This is a genomic window from Pseudomonas sp. BNK-44-b, from assembly GCF_047456245.1.
GTDB lineage: Bacteria > Pseudomonadota > Gammaproteobacteria > Pseudomonadales > Pseudomonadaceae > Aquipseudomonas > Aquipseudomonas machongensis.
The window spans coordinates 3,216,434-3,232,017 of record NZ_CP179908.1; the positions used below are offsets into that span (position 1 = coordinate 3,216,434).

Sequence of the window (15,584 nt, forward strand, 5' to 3'; positions counted from 1 at the left end):
AAGGGCCGGGCCGGCACCTGGGCACCGGCCGGCCAAGGGGCCAGGTCAGATCTTGGCGTTGGCTTCCAGGTCCCACTTCTTCGGCGTGCCGGTGGTGATCTTCTCGCCGCTGAAGGAGTCGTACTGGTAGCTGATCTTGGTGAAGTTGATCGAGAAGGTTTCGCTCGGGCGCTCGCCGTTGCTGCTGGCCGAGTAGGAGCTGATGATCGCCTCCTCGAGTTCGAGCTTGAGGAACACCTGCTCTTTCTTCTCGGCGCCGCCGGTCTGGATGAAGTGGATCTCGGCCTTGCCCAGGCTCTTGCCGCACACCGCTTCCATGAACAGGTCGGCGGACGCCAGGTCGGTGGCCTTGGTCAGGGAAATCTCCGAGAACGACGGGTTGCTGGTGTCGCGGTCGGCGCCGCCGCCGCTGGTGGAGATGGCGCGGCCGACGCCCATCTGCAGGGCGTCGATGGTGATCCAGTCGGCGTGGCCGGAGACGGTCGAGGTGCCTTTGATTTTCTTGCCGTTGAAGTTGAGCAGGATCATGGTCTGTACCTTTTCGGTGGGTCAGTGAGGGTGCTGGGGAACGCGCGCCGTCAGGTCTTGGCCGACGGCAGCTTGGAAACCAGGCGCAGCGACACGGTCAGCCCTTCGAGCTGGTAGTGCGGGCGCAGGTAGAACTTGGAGTGGTAGTAGCCGGGGTTGCCCTCGACCTCCTCGACCACCACCTCGGCGCCGGCCAGCGGCTTGCGCGCCTTGTCCGATTCGGTGGCGGTGGCCGGGTTGTGCTCGACGTAGCGGCCGATCCAGTTGTTCAGCCACACCTGCATGTCGGCGCGTTCCTTGAACGAGCCGATCTTGTCGCGCACGATGCACTTCAAGTAGTGGGCGAAGCGGCAGGTGGCGAACAGGTACGGCAGGCGCGCGGCCAGGTTGGCGTTGGCAGTGGCGTCGGGGTCGTCGTACTCGGCGGGCTTGTGCATCGACTGCGCGCCGATGAAGGCCGCCAGGTTGCTGTTCTTCTTGTGCACCAGGGGCATGAAGCCGTTCTTGGCCAGTTCTGCTTCACGACGGTCGCTGATGGCGATTTCGGTCGGGCAGGTCATGTCCACGCCGCCATCGTCGGTCGGGAAGGTGTGCACCGGCAGCCCTTCGACCGCGCCACCGGACTCGATGCCGCGGATCTGCGAACACCAGCCGTAGTGCTTGAACGAGCGGTTGATGTTCACCGCCATGGCGTAGGCGGCGTTGGCCCAGGTGAAGTCCTTGCTGCCAACGCCGTCGGTGGTCTCCTCGAAGTCGAAGTCTTCCACCGGGTTGGTCTTGGCGCCGTAGGGCGCGCGGGCGAGGAAGCGCGGCATGGCCAGGCCCACGTAGCGCGAGTCTTCCGAGGCGCGGAAGCTGCGCCAGGCGGCGTGCTCGGGGGTCTGGAAGATCTTGGTCAGGTCGCGCGGGTTGGCCAGCTCCTGCCAGGATTCCATCAGCATCACGCTGGGGTCGGCGGCGGTGATCAACGGGCAGTGGGCGGCGGCGCTGACCTTGGCCATCTGGCTCAGCAGCTCGACGTCCGGGGCGCTGTTGTTGAAGTAATAGTCGGCGACGAACGCGCCGTATGGCTCGCCGCCGAACTGGCCGTATTCCTCTTCGTAGAGCTTCTTGAAGATCGGGCTCTGGTCCCAGGCCACGCCCTTGAACTTGCGCAGGGTGCGATGCACTTCGGCCTTGGAGATGTTCATCACGCGGATCTTCAGCGACTCGTCCGACTCGGTGTTGTTCACCAGGTAGTGAAGCCCGCGCCAGGCGCTTTCCACGCCCTGGAATTCCTCGTGATGGAGGATGTGGTTGATCTGCTCGGAGAGCTTGCGGTCGAGCTCGGCGATCATGCCTTCGACGGTGCCAAGCACGTCGCCGGTGATCAGCCGGGTGCCTTGCAGGGCCTGCTCGGCCAGGGTTCGCACGGCGTTCTCGACGGCGTCGCGGGCCTTGTCGGTCTTGGGCTTGAACTCTTTTTGCAAGAGGCTGGCGAAGTCATCGAGGTCGACTTCGCGGGCCGCTGCGGGGGCCGTTGCCTCATGGGCTTGTGGGGTGGACATTGCAGCATCCCTCGTTTTTTGGGCGAAAGGGTCTACCTGCCGGTGCCGCGAAGGCCCAGCCGGGTGTCAGGGTTCGATCAGGGAGTTGAGGTCAGTCGCTGCTGTCGGCAGTCGGCTTCGGCGCGCTGCCCAGGGCCTGCAACAGCGCAGGGTCGGCGAGCACGCGGGCGAGCAGTTCCTCGGCGCCGACCTTGCCGTCCATGTAGGTCAGCAGGTTGGACAGCTGGTTGCGTGCGGTGAGCAGTGCATCCAGCGACGGCACCTTGCGCGCCACGGCGCCGGGGCTGAAGTCGTCCATGTTCTCGAAGGTGATCTCCACCGGCAGGTTGCCCTCGCCGGTAAGGGTGTTGGGCACCTGGAAGGCCACGCGCGGTTTCATCGACTTGAGGCGCTCGTCGAAGTTGTCGACGTCGACCTCCAGGAACTTGCGCTCGGCCACCGGCGGCAGCGGCTCGGCAGGCTTGCCGGAAAGGTCGGAGAACACGCCCATGACGAAGGGCAATTGCACGGTCTTCTCGGCGCCGTAGATCTCCACGTCGTATTCGATCTGCACCCGGGGGGCGCGGTTGCGGGCGATGAACTTCTGGCTGTTTTCTGCCACGGGACTGCTCCTGTGCTGGGTTAACGGGGTGTGTCGATCAGTCGTCGCTGCGCGGGTCGTCGCGCACGCCGCTGACCATGGCCATCTGCGCCAGGCCATCGGGGGCCAGGTCTTGCAGCAATTCGATGAAGTTCAGATCCAGCAGTTTGCGGGCACGCTGCAACAGCAGCGGCACCGGGCTGCCGGGTTCGTGTACGGCGAAGTAGGCGCACAGTCGATCCAGGGTCTGGCGCACGTCCTCGCGGCTGGCGATCTCGCCACGCGGGCTGGCACCGGTGGCGCGGGCCTGTGGTGTGACGGCCTGCGGTGTGTCGACGGGCGTGGCGGGCAGTCGCTGGCGCAGGACCTCGGCAGCGCGGCGCAGCGCCGTGGACAACGCGCTGAGGTCGATGGCGCTGGTGAAACCGACGTGCTCGGTCAGCAGCGACTCGATGCGTTGGCTGCTGTGCCAGGCATGCTCCAGGGTGGCCAGGGTGTCGGCGAGGTGCTCGGGGGCGGCTTGCTGGAAGACCGCCTCGATCATCGCCAGGGACGGGCTTTGCGAATCGGACGTGGCACTGGCTTCACCGTTGGCCAGGTCGATGTCGCGCAGGCTGACGCTACCCAGCGGCGCGAGATCGACCAGCGGCGTGGTGCGCAGGTCGTGCAGCAGGCCGGCGGTTTCACAGAGGCTGGCCAGGGTGTTCACGCGCAGTTGCGGGTCGTGGCCGTCTTCCGGGTCCAGTTGCGGGTGCAGGTGGGCCCACTGGTCGGCAAGCAGGGTTTCGATCAGTGCCAGGCCTGCGGCCAGACCAGGGAAGCCGTTGAGGTTGAGCTCGGCGCGGGTCAGGTGCGCGGCCAGGCGCAGGTCTCGGCTGCGCTCGGCCAGGGCCAGGGCCAGGTGGTGCACGCGCTTCCAGTCGGCGGCGGTGGCCTGGGTCAGGGTGCTGCCATATTCGACTTCCGGCTTGCCCTGGGCCTCTTCCTCGAGGGCCAGGTAGTCGGCATCGTATTCCAGGCTTTCGCCACAGGGGGCGTCGGCGGTCAGCGGTTCGGCCAGGTGGTTAAGGTACATCGAAGGACCCCATCGGAATGCGTGTTCTGAGGGGATAACAGGTGGGGGGTGGGGATTATTCCGGGGGTGGGAAATTATTTTTGGGGGGCTGTGATGGCCCTATCGCGGGACAAGCCCGCACACAGGTTCACCGCTTAATCTGGGAGCGGTGGGGTATCTGTAGGAGCGGCGGTTCGGCGCCCCGACTTGTCCCGCGATAGGGCCACCACAGGCACCGCAACTGGCGAGCTACTGCCCCGCCATCTCCCGCACCCGGCGCCGGTGCGATTCGGTATAGGCCGCCCCGCGTGCCTGCAACAGCGGGTCGTCCGAAGGGGTGATGCCAGGTGGCAATATCAACGGGTTGAAATCGATGTCGCGGCACGGGCCGTCCATCTGCGGCTGCTGGGCGTCGATCACCAGCACCCCGGCATCGATCTCCTGGTGACCTGGCTGAGTCCACAACTGCGTGGCATCGTTGACCGGGTCGCCCGGCAACGCCGGGGTGAGGATCAGGTGCCAGCGCAGCGGCCCCTCGGCCAGGCGCGAGGCCAGGCCATAGGACAACATGTCGGGGTCATTCTGCGCGATCTGCTCATCGCTCAGCGGCGCATAGGGCGTTTCTGGTTGCAGACGCCAGCGCACCAGGTGCTCTTGCCCGTCTGCGGCATTGAAGCGAAAGGCGTTGACGCTGAAGTACGCCGCGTTGTCGAACCCCGTCGATGGCCGGTGCGCAGCCATCCAGTCCTCGAAGGCCTGGCTCTCGGGATGGTCGCGACGAAAATGCCGAATGCGCGCCTCACGACCGTCGGTCGGCACCGAGGCCTGCAATTGCTCCAGCAACGCCTCGGGGGTGCGCACGAAGAACACCGGGCTTGAATTGAGTGCCATGCGCCAGGTTTCCCCGCCGTTGCTGATGTCCAGCGCCAGGCTGCGCATGCCCCCTTGGGTATCGTTGACCGACGGGTTGCCACCGACCACCGAGAAGCGCCCCGTCACCGGGTAACTGCCAGTGCGCAACAACCCGGTGTTTGCCAGTGCGACACCCTGGCCGTTGCTGTCGAAGCGACCGCTGACGCACAGGCCCTTGGCGTGATTGCGGCGAAAGCCCGGCTGCGGGCCGGACACCGCTTCGAACGCATCGACCATGTGGGCAGCGCCGGCAGGAGAGGATAACGATGAGGGGGCTGCCCAGCCATTGCGCTCGACGAGCAGTGCACAGCCAAGGCCGGCGGACAGGGTCAGGAACAGGGCAAGGAGGACGTGGCGGCGGTGCTGAGCAGGCATTCAGGCGATCCAAGAATCCGGTCGCCCGTCACCAGGGTCCTTATTGGCGGATATCGGCGAACCACAACGGCGATGGCAGGCTGGCATTGGCCGTATACAACTGGCCCGAACTGCGGTCCGCGACCACGCGCGCCACGGCATCGAGGTCGACGCCGTCCGGGGCGCCGATCAGCGCGTAGCCTAGCTGAGACTGACGCCAGACCACAACATCCATGCCAGCGACGTTCAACTGGGCGATGGACTGGTCGGGCTTGGGCTCCTTCATCACGCACAGGGCTACCGGATCGCCCTGCTGCGGCAGGTACACCAGCTGAATAAGCGCCTTGTTGTTGAAGCGCAGGCGTTGCACGCGCTTGAAGGTCAGGCCAGCGGCACTGAGGTCTGGCACGCGCAACTCGAGGCCGTCGATCTGGCGGATGTCGGCAAGGGTCTTGCGCACATCGTCGGTGTCAGGGGTGACGTAGTTGACCGTGTCGCGGGTGTACAGTTGCTGATAGCTGGCAGCCTGCATCACCCAGGGCGAGGCCTGGACCTGGGCGACGCTGGGCGCCTGCAGCGCGCGGTCGGTGTTCAGCGCACCACCGATGAAACCCGCCTGCAGCACCAGGCCGTAGCACACCGCACCGGTGGCGAAGGCCACGGCCAGCCAACCGAACCTGGGGCGACCGAACAGACGGGTGAGCAGGCTTTCAGGCTTGGCTGCCGGACGCGAGGGCGCCGTGCTGGCCGGGGCGGCGTGCCGGGCGATCAACGCATCGACGTTGCTCACCAGGCTGTCAGGGACCGGGGGCAGTGCCTGGCGGGCGAAGGCCTCGGCGTATGGCAGGGCAGACGACATCAACAGCGCGACACGCTCGGCCACTTCGGGCGAAGCGTTCATGAGCTGCTCGATTTCCTCGCACTGTTGCGGCGACAATTCGCCGTCAACATAGGCCATCAGCAGGGCATCATCCGCGACGGTGGTGGTCAATTCCCGGTCTCCGTTATTCATGGTACTTCGCACTTCTGTTACGGCATCGTTGCGGCCTTGTGGGCCGACCTGCGAGCGAAGGGGTAGTCAGCTCGCCATCATATTAATATCACTGAAACAGCCGCAAGCAGCTTTACCTAACGCTGACAAGTCGGCAAATGCGACATAGCCAGCATTATAAATCGATTTTGAAACGCACTCGGATAGGTTTTTAGCGTAGGTGGTGGCACAATCCGCGCAGTGTATCGGCTCAGCGACAATGAAGTCCAAGACATGCGAGGGAATCCGCCGGCCGGAGCGTACGGCGGCCGCATGAGAAGCAACTGACTTCCAGTCCACCCAGTACAAGAACGAGGAACTATGTCGATCACCGGTGCCGACCTCCCTGCACTGCTCCCTGGCATGTTGCCGCGCCTGTGGGCCTTTGCCCTGCGCCTCTCGGGCGACCGGCACGACGCTGAAGACCTGGTCCAGCTCGCCTGCGTGCGCGCCCTCGAACGTACCCACCAACTGCGGCCGGACACTGCCCCGCTGAGCTGGATGTTCGCCATCGTGCATACCACCTGGATCAACGAGGTGCGCTCGCGCAACGTGCGCAGCCGCTCGCGCTCGGAGTGGAACGACAGCGTCATCGAGTCGGTGACCGACCCTGCCGCGCCCACCCCGGAAACCGATCTGATGCACCAGCAGATCCTCACGGCAGTGAACAGCCTGCCCGAGGGCCAGCGCGAAGTGATGCTGCTGGTGGCGGTGGAGCGCTTCAGCTACAAGGAAGCCGCCGACATCCTGGAGGTGCCTATCGGCACGGTCATGAGTCGGCTGTCCCGCGCCAGGCAAACGATTGGCACGCTGCTCAATGACACCCCCAAGCCCTCGGCGCCTGGCCGCGACCTGCTGCGCACCTGAACCTTCGTACGCATTGCCAGGCACTTGCATACGCCCTCCTGGGAAACTGCTCGGCAACTTTCGGCCTGTTGATTTTTCATACAGTGCGCCGAAGCCATTATTTTTACAAGTGGAGGGAACTCATCTTGTTATTTATCGTCCTTGTTTCATGAGCTCATACTTTCAGGCAATAAAAACGCCCATAACACTTATCTCACGCCGTTTATTCCATAGCTTTTTCTGTTTTTTTTAATTACCAATTTTAGTTGGACTCTCGCGCTCAGCCCTTTCTATTCTTGCCCCGCCGGAACAACTTTCAGGTTCCCGCCACCCCGCTTTCCTGTCATTGAATTGAAGAGGCAAACATGAAACGACACCTCTGGCTCGCCCTGCTGGGCACCCTGTCCATTGGCGCCCACGCCGCCACCCTTGATGTACCGGTCAATCTGGTCAGCGCCGATGGCAAAGCACAACCCATCGGTCAGGTCAGCATCAGCGAGTCGGCCTACGGGCTGATCTTCACCCCCAAGCTGAACAGCCTGCCCGCAGGCGTGCATGGTTTCCACGTGCATGAGAACGGCAGCTGTGCGCCAGGCATGAAAGATGGCAAGGCAGTGGCGGCGCTGGCCGCGGGCGGGCACTTCGACCCGGCCAAGACCGGCAAGCACCTGGGCCCCTATGGCAATGGCCATCTGGGTGACCTGCCGGCGCTCTATGTGAGCGCCGACGGCACCTCCACGTATCCGGTACTGGCGCCGCGCCTGAAGACGATTTCCGAAATCAAGGGCCACGCCTTGATGATCCATGCCGGTGGCGACAACCACGCCGACATGCCCATGCCCCTGGGCGGTGGCGGCGACCGCGTGGCCTGCGGCGTGATCTGAACCAGGCAGGCCGGGCGTCAGTAATCGCCGCGCTTGTGCAACGCCTGACGCCCGGCCAGCACGGTCACGTCGGCAAGTGGGCATGTCCAGTGCCTGACACCGGCTGAGCCGATGCCAGGCACCGCTCGCAGTCAGGCCGCCAATCGCCCTTGGGCAATGGCCTCCGACGCTGCCAGCATCGCCCGCAGCAACACTGCACAACCCGCCGCCAGATCCTCGGGCGTGGCGTTCTCGATCTCGTTGTGGCTGATGCCGTTCTCGCACGGCACGAAAATCATGCCTGCCGGGCCCAGCTCGGCCAGGAAGATCGCATCGTGCCCTGCCCCGCTGACGATATCCATGTGTGCCAGCCCAAGGCTCCTGGCCGACTCACGCACGGCATCGACACAGTTGCGGTCGAAATACAGCGCCGGGAAATCCGCCGTTGGCGTCAGCTCGAAATTCAGCCCGTGTTTGGCACACGTGCTGTCGATCACTTCACGCACCTCGGCGATCATCGAATCGAGCCGATCTCCCTCAAGGTGACGGAAGTCCAGGGTCATGCGTACCTCACCCGGAATCACGTTGCGCGACCCCGGATACGCCTGCAGGCAACCGACCGTGCCGCAGGCATGTGGCTGATGCTCCAGTGCGGTGCGGTTGACGGCCTCGACCACTGCCGCCGCGCCGACCAGGGCATCCTTGCGCAGGTGCATCGGCGTCGGCCCGGCGTGCGCCTCGACGCCGCGCAGGCTCAGGTCGAACCACTTCTGGCCGAGGGCGCCGAGCACCACGCCGATGGTCTTGCCTTGATCCTCCAGAATCGGCCCCTGCTCGATATGCGCCTCGAAATACGCCCCGACCGGATGCCCCAGCACGGCCCTCGGGCCGGCATAACCGATGGCCTGCAGCGCCTCACCGACGCTGGTCCCCTGGGCGTCGCGCTTGGCCAGCGTCTCTTCGAGGGTGAACTTGCCGGCGAACACCCCCGATCCCATCATGCACGGAGGGAAACGCGAGCCTTCCTCGTTGGTCCACACCACCACCTCAAGCGGCGCTTCGGTTTCCACGCCGAGGTCATTCAGGGTGCGGATCACCTCCAGGCCGGCCATCACCCCGAAGCAGCCATCGAACTTGCCGCCAGTGGGCTGCGTGTCGATGTGGCTGCCGGTCATCACCGGGGGCAGCTTGGGGTTGCGTCCGGGACGCCGGGCGAACATGTTGCCGATCGCATCGACGCTGACGCTACAGCCTGCGGCCTCGCACCACTGCCGGAACAGGTCGCGGGCCTGGCGGTCCAGGTCGGTCAGCGCTAATCGGCAGACCCCGCCCTTGGGCGTGGCGCCCAGGCGCGCGAGGTCCATCAGCGATTGCCACAGGCGCGCGCTGTCGACATGGCGGTCGGTGGAGTGCAGCACTTCCTTGATCGGTTTCATCGAGACTCTCCTCAGGCGATTTCTTGTTCTGGTGATTCGGCTGTAGCGGCCAGCCAGATTTCAGGGTGATGGTTTGGCCAGGCGCGCCGTTCCACGCACCGCGACTCGGCCCAGGACGTAGTACAGCCCCGCCCCCAGCAGCGAACCGGTAAACCAGCCGTAGTCGTAGAACCAACTGAAGCTGCTGTTGCCGATCGACATCACGGTCAGCGCCACCGGCACCGCGAACGCCAGGAACCCGACCCAGTTCCAGGCCGGGTACACGTCATCGCGGTACAACCCGGCAAGGTCCAGTTGCTGGCGGCGGATCAGGAAGTAGTCCACCACCATGATCCCGGCAATCGGCCCGAGCAGGCTCGAATAACCCAGTAGCCAGTTGGAGTACACGCTCTCAAGGCTCAGGTCGGAAACGATCCAGCCAAGCTTTTTCAGCAATTCGTGCCCCATCAGCGCCAAGCCGATGAACCCGGTCAGCCACACCGCACGGCTGCGCCCGATCAGGCGTGGGGCGATGTTCTGGAAGTCATTGGTCGGTGAGACGATGTTCGCCGCCGTGTTGGTCGACAGCGTGGCGATGATGATCAGCGCCATGGCCAGCGCCACCCAGCCGGGGCTCTGGATACGTCCGATCAGGCTCACCGGGTCCGAGACCGTTTCGCCCACCAGCGATGCCGAGGCGGCGGTCATGATCACGCCCAGGGCAGCGAACAGGAACATGGTCAGCGGCAGGCCAAAGATCTGGCCGAGGATCTGGTCCTTCTGGCTTTTGGCGTAGCGGCTGAAGTCGGGAATATTCAACGACAGCGTGGCCCAGAACCCGACCATCGCCGTCAGCCCCGCGCAGAAATAGCCGACCACGCTGGCCCCCTCCGGGCGTTTGGGCGGCTGGGCCAGCAGTTCGCTCATCGACATGTGCGGCAGCGCCCAGAAGAGCAGGCCTACGCCCACCGCCACCAGCAGCGGTGCCGACAGGGTCTCCAGCCATTTGATCGACTCCGAGCCGCGCAGCACCACCCACAGGTTGAGCAGCCAGAACAGCATGAAGCCGATCACCTCGCCGGTTCCGCCCAGGCTCTTCCAGCCGTCGAACAGCGACCCCAGGAACAGGTGGATGGCAAGGCCGCCGAACATCGTCTGGATACCGAACCAGCCGCAAGCCACCACCGCGCGGATCAGGCACGGCACGTTGGAGCCGAGAATGCCGAACGAGGCGCGCAGCAGCACCGGAAAGGGAATGCCGTACTTGGTGCCGGGGAAGGCGTTGAGGGTCAGCGGTATCAGCACGATCAGGTTGGCCAGCAAGATCGCCAACAGCGCCTCGCCGACGCTCAGCCCAAAGTAGGCGGTCAGGACCCCGCCGAGGGTGTAGGTAGGGACGCAGATGGACATGCCGACCCACAAGGCGGTGATGTGCCATTTGTTCCAGGTACGCTGGTGCACCTTGGTCGGTGCGATGTCGTGGTTGTAGCGAGGGCTGTCGAGGACATCAGTGCCTTCGGACAGCTCGTACAGCCCGTGCTGCTCGATCACTTGCGATCTGCTCTGTTGCATGGGGCCTTCTCCAGATTGTTCTAGTTATTCGCTCATCGGCTGAATCGATGGCCGGAGTTACACACCTCACCAGTACTGCACCTCCGGTCCGGCCTGGCGGTTGTGGCCGCACTCAAATTGCGTGCCGGATTGGCCCGGGCCAACCCTGCCGGCCACCGCCGACTGGAGGTAATTCACTGATTTGCAAGGCATTGATTAGCGCCAGGGAAAGGTACGGTCATGCCTTGCCCTGTCGTCTTGCTGGTGGCGGCCCGCCCTGGCCTGCGCACTCGGTTTCAATCTGGTGCAGCCTGGTTTTTGCGTGGCGTGGTTCGCGCCGGCAAGCCAGGTTTCAAACGGCTGATTTCGCATGGAAAATCTTGACCAAATCTGCTTCTTGTCAAGTGCGTCAAAATGGTGAGCAGCCTGTCCATTTTGGTGATTTATACAGAAAACACTTATATTTCAGTAATTTATAAAAGTAATAAGCTCATAAAATTTTTTCTTGATCAATCCTTGATCAGCATCTAGATTCCAATCTTGTCAGCGCTGACAGGATTGCAACGCAGCCTCCCGCCGCTGGCACAAAACAATTTCAAGAACCGGCAAAACGACCGGTCAGCCTGCGAGGAAGACGGTATGTCCCTGTTGATCCGTGGCGCCACCGTGGTCACCCACGAAGAAAGCTATCCCGCCGATGTCCTGTGTGCCGACGGCCTGATCCGCGCCATTGGCAAAGACCTCGAAGTGCCCAGCGGTTGCCAGGTCCTGGACGGCAGCGGCCAGTACCTGATGCCAGGCGGCATCGACCCGCACACCCACATGCAGTTGCCATTCATGGGCACTGTGGCCAGCGAGGACTTCTTCAGCGGCACCGCCGCAGGCCTGGCCGGCGGCACCACCTCCATCATCGACTTCGTCATCCCCAATCCGCAGCAGTCACTGCTGGAGGCGTTCCACACCTGGCGCGGCTGGGCGCAGAAGTCGGCCAGTGACTATGGTTTTCACGTCGCAATCACCTGGTGGAGCGAGCAGGTCGCCCAGGAGATGGGCGAGCTCGTCGCCCATCACGGTGTGAACAGCTTCAAGCACTTCATGGCCTACAAGAACGCGATCATGGCCGCCGACGACACCCTGGTCGCCAGCTTCGAGCGCTGCCTGCAGCTGGGCGCGGTGCCCACCGTGCATGCGGAGAACGGCGAGCTGGTGTACCACCTGCAGAAGAAACTGCTGGCCCAGGGCATCACCGGCCCCGAGGCCCATCCGCTGTCGCGTCCGGCGCAGGTCGAGGGCGAGGCGGCCAGCCGCGCCATCCGTATAGCCGAAACGCTGGGCACCCCGCTGTACCTGGTGCACATCTCCAGCAAGGAAGCACTGGATGAGATCACCTACGCCCGGGCCAAGGGCCAGCCGGTGTATGGCGAGGTACTGCCGGGGCACCTGCTGATCGACGACAGCGTCTATCGCAACCCCGACTGGTCCACCGCCGCCGGCTATGTGATGAGCCCGCCATTCCGTCCGCGCGAACACCAGGAAGCCCTGTGGCGCGGCTTGCAATCGGGCAGCCTGCACACCACCGCCACCGACCATTGCTGCTTCTGCGCCGAGCAGAAAGCCATGGGCCGTGATGATTTCAGCCGCATCCCCAACGGCACCGCCGGCATCGAGGACCGCATGGCGGTGTTGTGGGACGCCGGCGTGAACAGCGGGCGCTTGTCGATGCACGAGTTCGTGGCGCTGACCTCGACCAACACGGCCAAGATCTTCAACCTGTTCCCGCGCAAGGGGGCGATCCGTGTCGGAGCCGACGCCGACCTGGTGCTCTGGGATCCGCAGGGCACACGCACGATTTCTGCCAGCACCCATCACCAGAAGGTCGACTTCAACATCTTCGAAGGTCGCACGGTGCGCGGCATTCCCAGCCACACCATCAGCCAGGGGCGAGTGCTCTGGGCAGATGGCGACCTGCGCGCCGAGCCGGGCGCGGGACGCTATGTGGAAAGGCCCGCCTACCCCTCGGTGTACGAGGTCCTAGGGCGACGGGCCGAGCAGCAGCGGCCGATCCCGGTCAGCCGCTGAGCAGCCCATAACGGCCGGGGGCCGCAACGCCTCCGGCGATAACAATCCAGAGACACCTGTTGACTGCCATCCCAGAACGGACGGGCGAGTAACCGCCGCCTGCACCCATAAAAAAGAGAGAGGCTACAACCGTGATCGACACCCTGAACCACTTGCCGCGCCCGAGGGCCAGCGCCGAGCAGCTCGCCGACGCCTTCACCGACCTCGCCCCTCCCCTGACCGCACGCCAGGCCGCCGTGGAAAGCGCGCGCTGCCTGTACTGCTACGACGCCCCCTGTGTGAATGCATGCCCGAGCGAAATCGACATCCCTTCGTTCATCCACCGCATCGGTGATGAAAACCTGCAGGGCGCCGCCGAGCGGATCCTGTCGGCGAACATCCTCGGTGGTAGCTGTGCCCGCGTGTGCCCGACCGAAATCCTCTGCCAGCAAGCCTGCGTACGCAACAACGCCCAGGAGTGCGCGCCGGTGCTGATCGGCCAGTTGCAACGCTATGCCCTGGACAACGCCGGTTTCAGCGAACACCCCTTCAAGCGCTCGCCCAGCACCGGCAAGCGCATCGCAGTGGTCGGTGCCGGCCCCGCCGGGCTGTCCTGTGCCCATCGCCTGGCCTTGCATGGTCATGATGTGGTGGTCTTCGAGGCGCTGGAAAAGGCTGGCGGCCTCAACGAATACGGCATCGCCCGCTACAAGCTGGTCGACGACTACGCCCAGCGTGAAGTGGATTTCCTGCTCGGCATCGGCGGCATCGAGCTCCGCCATGGCCAACGCCTGGGTGACAACCTCACCCTCGGCGAGCTGCGTGACCAGTACGACGCGGTATTCCTGGGCCTTGGCCTGAATGCCGTGCGCCAGCTCGGCCTGCCGGACGAAGAGGCCCCTGGCGTGCTGGCCGCCACCGACTACATCCGTGAACTGCGCCAGGCCGACGACCTCAGCCAACTGCCGCTGGCCGACCGCTGCCTGGTGATCGGCGCGGGCAATACCGCCATCGACATGGCGGTGCAGATGAGCCGCCTGGGGGCGCGCGAGGTCAACCTCGTCTACCGCCGCGGCGCCGCCGACATGGGCGCCACCGGCCACGAGCAGGACATCGCCAAGGCCAACCAGGTGCGCCTGCATACCTGGGCGCGGCCCGATGCGGTGCTGCTGGATGAGCAGGGCCGGGTGAAGGGGATGCGCTTCGTCCGCACCAAACAGGTCGAAGGAAAACTGGCCGATACCGACGAAACCTTCGAGCTGCCCGCCGACGCGATCTTCAAGGCCATCGGTCAGTGCTTCGACGACGCAGGGCTCAAGGATCCGGTGGCGGCGCAACTGGCGCGCGATGGCGAACGCATCCGCGTCGACGAGCAGATGCGCACCAGCTTGCCTGGCGTCTATGCCGGTGGCGACTGCACCGCCCTTGGCCAGGACCTCACCGTTCAGGCCGTGCAACATGGCAAGCTGGCCGCCGAAGCCATCCATGCCCAACTCATGCTCAATGTGGAGGCAGCGTAAATGGCCGATCTGTCCATCGAATTCGCCGGTATCAAGGCGCCCAACCCTTTCTGGCTGGCGTCCGCGCCACCGACCGACAAAGCCTACAACGTGGTTCGCGCCTTCGAGGCGGGCTGGGGTGGCGTGGTCTGGAAAACCCTCGGCGAGGACCCGGCGGCGGTCAACGTGTCGTCGCGCTACTCCGCGCACTTCGGCGCCAACCGCCAGGTGCAGGGCATCAACAACATCGAGCTGATCACCGACCGCTCGCTGGAGATCAACCTGCGTGAAATCACCCAGGTGAAGAAGGATTGGCCCGACCGGGCGCTGGTGGTGTCGTTGATGGTGCCGTGCGTCGAGCAGTCGTGGAAGTTCATCCTGCCGCTGGTCGAAGCCACCGGCGCCGATGGCATCGAGCTGAACTTCGGCTGCCCCCACGGCATGCCCGAGCGCGGCATGGGCGCGGCGGTCGGCCAGGTACCGGAATACGTGGAAATGGTCACCCGCTGGTGCAAGACGTATTGCTCACTGCCGGTGATCGTCAAGCTCACGCCCAACATCACCGACATCCGCCAATCAGCCCGCGCCGCACACCGGGGTGGAGCCGATGCCGTGTCGTTGATCAACACCATCAACTCGATCACCAGTGTCGACCTGGACCGCATGGTCGCCCACCCCATCGTCGGTGACCAGAGCACCCACGGCGGTTACTGCGGCTCGGCAGTCAAACCGATCGCGCTGAACATGGTCGCCGAGATTGCGCGCGATTCTGAAACCCGTGGCCTGCCGATCTGTGGCATCGGTGGAATCGGCAACTGGCGCGATGCCGCGGAATTCATCGCACTGGGCAGCGGTGCGGTGCAGGTGTGCACGGCGGCGATGTTGCACGGTTTTCGCATCGTCGAAGACATGAAAGATGGCCTGGCGCGCTGGATGGACCAGCACGGACACCGCACCCTGGAAGCCTTCCGCGGCCAGGCCGTACCGCACACCACCGACTGGAAGTACCTGGACATCAACTACAAGTCGGTGGCGCATATCGACCAGGATGCCTGCATCGGCTGCGGACGCTGCCACATCGCCTGCGAAGACACCTCGCACCAAGCCATCGCCAACACCCTGCAGGCCGATGGGACGCACGTCTACAGCGTGATCGAGGCCGAATGCGTGGGTTGCAACCTGTGCCAGATCACCTGCCCGGTTGAAAACTGCATCGACATGGTGGCGCAGGAGACCGGCAAGCCGTACCTGAATTGGACCCAGGATCCGCGCAACCCCTATCGTGAAGCGAGCTGACCTGGGCTGGCCTTCAGATTTTGAACCCTGCAAGAACCCTCGCCGGGGTTG

Annotated in this window: 13 protein-coding genes; 5 read left to right on the forward strand and 8 right to left on the reverse strand. The window is 64.4% G+C overall.

The window, feature by feature from the left end; genetic code table 11:
• Positions 1-45: 45 nt before the first annotated feature.
• The 6 genes from ACMGGG_RS14770 to ACMGGG_RS14795 form a co-directional block, all read right to left on the reverse strand.
• The gene (locus tag ACMGGG_RS14770) at positions 46-528 is read right to left on the reverse strand and encodes a type VI secretion system tube protein Hcp (RefSeq protein WP_054895422.1); all 483 of its coding nucleotides are present in this window, start codon (positions 526-528) and stop codon (positions 46-48) included.
• A gap of 50 nt (positions 529-578) precedes the next feature.
• A complete protein-coding gene (gene tssC / locus ACMGGG_RS14775; protein ID WP_063545520.1) occupies positions 579-2,075 on the reverse strand; it encodes a type VI secretion system contractile sheath large subunit in 1,497 nt (498 codons plus the stop codon).
• A gap of 91 nt (positions 2,076-2,166) precedes the next feature.
• Positions 2,167-2,676 (reverse strand): type VI secretion system contractile sheath small subunit, encoded by a 510-nt coding sequence (tssB, locus tag ACMGGG_RS14780; protein WP_054895420.1) that lies wholly within the window; start codon positions 2,674-2,676, stop codon positions 2,167-2,169.
• Positions 2,677-2,713: 37 nt separating this feature from the next.
• Positions 2,714-3,730: a type VI secretion system protein TssA gene (tssA, locus tag ACMGGG_RS14785; protein WP_414153970.1), complete on the reverse strand. Its 1,017-nt coding sequence runs from the start codon at positions 3,728-3,730 to the stop codon at positions 2,714-2,716.
• A gap of 228 nt (positions 3,731-3,958) precedes the next feature.
• Positions 3,959-4,996 carry a catalase family peroxidase gene (locus ACMGGG_RS14790; protein WP_414153971.1) on the reverse strand — a complete coding sequence of 346 codons (1,038 nt, stop codon included), beginning with the start codon at positions 4,994-4,996 and terminating at the stop codon, positions 3,959-3,961.
• A 40-nt stretch (positions 4,997-5,036) separates the two neighbouring features.
• Positions 5,037-5,987 carry a hypothetical protein gene (locus ACMGGG_RS14795; RefSeq protein WP_063545523.1) on the reverse strand — a complete coding sequence of 317 codons (951 nt, stop codon included), beginning with the start codon at positions 5,985-5,987 and terminating at the stop codon, positions 5,037-5,039.
• Between the two features lie 339 nt (positions 5,988-6,326).
• On the opposite strand from ACMGGG_RS14795, the gene ACMGGG_RS14800 reads away from it, so the two are divergent.
• Together ACMGGG_RS14800 and sodC are read left to right on the forward strand one after the other, a co-directional pair.
• Positions 6,327-6,872 carry an RNA polymerase sigma factor gene (locus ACMGGG_RS14800; RefSeq protein ID WP_196759873.1) on the forward strand — a complete coding sequence of 182 codons (546 nt, stop codon included), beginning with the start codon at positions 6,327-6,329 and terminating at the stop codon, positions 6,870-6,872.
• Positions 6,873-7,216: 344 nt separating this feature from the next.
• A complete protein-coding gene (sodC, locus tag ACMGGG_RS14805; protein WP_063545524.1) occupies positions 7,217-7,735 on the forward strand; it encodes a superoxide dismutase family protein in 519 nt (172 codons plus the stop codon).
• A gap of 131 nt (positions 7,736-7,866) precedes the next feature.
• On the opposite strand, the gene ACMGGG_RS14810 is transcribed toward sodC, so the two are convergent.
• Together ACMGGG_RS14810 and ACMGGG_RS14815 are read right to left on the reverse strand one after the other, a co-directional pair.
• Positions 7,867-9,150 carry a Zn-dependent hydrolase gene (locus tag ACMGGG_RS14810; RefSeq protein WP_414153972.1) on the reverse strand — a complete coding sequence of 428 codons (1,284 nt, stop codon included), beginning with the start codon at positions 9,148-9,150 and terminating at the stop codon, positions 7,867-7,869.
• Positions 9,151-9,210: 60 nt separating this feature from the next.
• Entirely contained in the window at positions 9,211-10,701 is a 1,491-nt protein-coding gene (locus tag ACMGGG_RS14815; protein ID WP_063545526.1) for an NCS1 family nucleobase:cation symporter-1, read from the reverse strand.
• Positions 10,702-11,319: 618 nt separating this feature from the next.
• Between ACMGGG_RS14815 and hydA the strand changes: the two genes are divergently transcribed.
• The 3 genes from hydA (at position 11,320) to preA (ending at position 15,533) form a co-directional block, all read left to right on the forward strand.
• Entirely contained in the window at positions 11,320-12,759 is a 1,440-nt protein-coding gene (hydA, locus tag ACMGGG_RS14820; RefSeq protein ID WP_063545527.1) for a dihydropyrimidinase, read from the forward strand.
• Positions 12,760-12,890: 131 nt separating this feature from the next.
• The gene (locus ACMGGG_RS14825; RefSeq protein ID WP_063545528.1) at positions 12,891-14,258 is read left to right on the forward strand and encodes an NAD(P)-dependent oxidoreductase; all 1,368 of its coding nucleotides are present in this window, start codon (positions 12,891-12,893) and stop codon (positions 14,256-14,258) included.
• On the forward strand, positions 14,259-15,533 hold the full coding sequence (preA, locus tag ACMGGG_RS14830; RefSeq protein ID WP_414153973.1) for an NAD-dependent dihydropyrimidine dehydrogenase subunit PreA: 1,275 nt from the start codon (positions 14,259-14,261) through the stop codon (positions 15,531-15,533).
• The last annotated feature ends 51 nt before the right edge of the window (positions 15,534-15,584 follow it).